The organism is Aeromonas sp. MR19 (assembly GCF_963899305.1).
Lineage (GTDB): Bacteria > Pseudomonadota > Gammaproteobacteria > Enterobacterales > Aeromonadaceae > Aeromonas > Aeromonas bestiarum.
This window is the reverse complement of record NZ_CAWQWZ010000020.1, coordinates 1-2,391: the sequence shown is the minus strand read 5'-3', so window position 1 is coordinate 2,391 and position 2,391 is coordinate 1. Positions and strand designations below refer to the sequence as shown.

Annotated in this window: 1 protein-coding gene; it reads left to right on the top strand. The window is 68.5% G+C overall.

The features are described 5' to 3' along the window. Positions 1-2,391 (top strand): beta strand repeat-containing protein (locus tag AACQ95_RS12790; protein ID WP_241281095.1); only part of this gene is annotated, 2,391 nt, incomplete at both ends.

The following is a 2,391-nucleotide window of genomic DNA, read 5'->3' as shown; positions in this document are numbered from 1 at the left end:
TCACCTACACAGCCACCAACGCCAGCGGCACCTCCAGCCCGGCTACGGTGACCATCACCGTCAGCCCGCCGAGCATCAGCCTGAGCCCCACCACGTTGAGCAACGGCACTGTCGGCACCAGCTACAGTGCGACGCTCACCGCCTCCGGCGGCACCGCGCCCTACACCTATGCGATCACCGCCGGTAGTCTGCCGGCCGGCCTCAGCCTGAATACCGGCACAGGTGCCATCAGTGGCACGCCGAGCGCCAGCGGCGCAAGCAACCTGACCGTGACCGCCACCGATGCCAACAGCGCGACCGGCTCCCAGGCCTACACCCTCACCATCGATGCCCAGGCCCCAGTCGCCGGTGCCGTCAGCGCCACCGTCGCCGCCAACAGCAGTGCCAACCCGATCACCCTGGCCCTCAGTGGCGGCACTGCCACCAGCGTCGCCGTGGCCAGCGCCGCCAGTCATGGCACTGCCACCGCCAGCGGCACCAGCATCACCTACACCCCGACCGCCGGGTTCTCCGGTTCAGACAGCTTCACCTACACAGCCACCAACGCCAGCGGCACCTCCAGCCCGGCTACGGTGACCATCACCGTCAGCCCGCCGAGCATCAGCCTGAGCCCCACCACGTTGAGCAACGGCACTGTCGGCACCAGCTACAGCGCGACGCTCACTGCCTCCGGCGGCACCGCGCCCTATACCTATGCGATCACCGCCGGTAGTCTGCCAGCTGGCCTCAGCCTGAATACCGGCACTGGTGCCATCAGTGGCACGCCAAGCGCCAGCGGCACAAGCAACCTGACCGTGACCGCCACCGATGCCAACAGCGCGACCGGCTCCCAGGCCTACACTCTCACCATCGATGCCCAGGCCCCTGTCGCCGGTGCCGTCAGCGCCACTGTCGCCGCCAACAGCAGTGCCAACCCGATCACCCTGGCCCTCAGTGGCGGCGCTGCCACCAGCGTCGCCGTGGCCAGCGCCGCCAGCCATGGCACTGCCACCGCCAGCGGCACCAGCATCACCTACACCCCAACCGCCGGATTCTCCGGTGCCGACAGCTTCACCTACACAGCCACCAACGCCAGCGGCACCTCCGGCCCGGCTACGGTGGCCATCACCGTCAGCCCGCCGAGCATCAGCCTGATCACCACCACGTTGAGCAACGGCACTATCGGCACCAGCTATAGCGCGACGCTCACCGCCTCCGGCGGCACCGCGCCCTATACCTATGCAATCACCGCCGGTAGTCTGCCGGCCGGCCTCAGCCTGAATAACAGCACAGGTGCCATCAGTGGCACGCCAAGCGCCAGCGGTGCAAGCAACCTGACCGTGACCGCCACCGATGCCAACAGCGCGACCGGCTCCCAGGCCTACACCCTCACCATCGATGCTCAAGCCCCAGTCGCCGGTGCCGTCAGCGCCACTGTCGCCGCCAACAGCAGTGCCAACCCGATCACCCTGGCTCTCAGTGGCGGCACGGCCACCAGCGTCGCCGTGGCCAGCGCCGCCAGCCATGGCACTGCCACCGCCAGCGGCACCAGCATCACCTACACCCCGACCGCCGGATTCTCCGGTGCCGACAGTTTCACCTACACCGCCACCAACGCCAGCGGCACCTCCGGCCCGGCTACGGTGACCATCACCGTCAGCCCGCCGAGCATCAGCCTGAGCCCCACCACGTTGAGCAACGGCACTGTCGGCATCAGCTATAGCGCGACGCTCACCGCCTCCGGTGGCACCGCGCCCTATACCTATGCGATCACCGCCGGTAGTCTGCCGGCCGGCCTGAGCCTGAATACCAGCACAGGTGCCATCAGTGGCACGCCGAGCGCCAGCGGCGCAAGCAACCTGACCGTGACCGCCACCGATGCCAACAGCGCGACCGGCTCCCAAGCCTACACCCTCACCATCGATGCCCAGGCCCCAGTCGCCGGTGCCGTCAGCGCCACTGTCGCCGCCAACAGCAGTGCCAACCCGATCACCCTGGCCCTCAGTGGCGGCCCTGCCACCAGCGTCGCCGTGGCCAGCGCCGCCAGCCATGGCACTGCCACCGCCAGCGGCACCAGCATCACCTACACCCCGACCGCCGGATTCTCCGGTGCCGACAGCTTCACCTACACAGCCACCAACGCCAGCGGCACTTCCGGCCCGGCTACGGTGACCATCACCGTCAGCCCGCCGAGCATCAGCCTGAGCCCCACCACGTTGAGCAACGGCACTATCGGCACCAGCTATAGCGCGACGCTCACCGCCTCCGGCGGCACCGCGCCCTATACCTATGCGATCACCGCCGGTAGTCTGCCAGCTGGCCTCAGCCTGAATACCGGCACAGGTGCCATCAGTGGCACGCCGAGCGCCAGCGGCGCAAGCAACCTGACCGTGACCGCCACCGATGCCAACA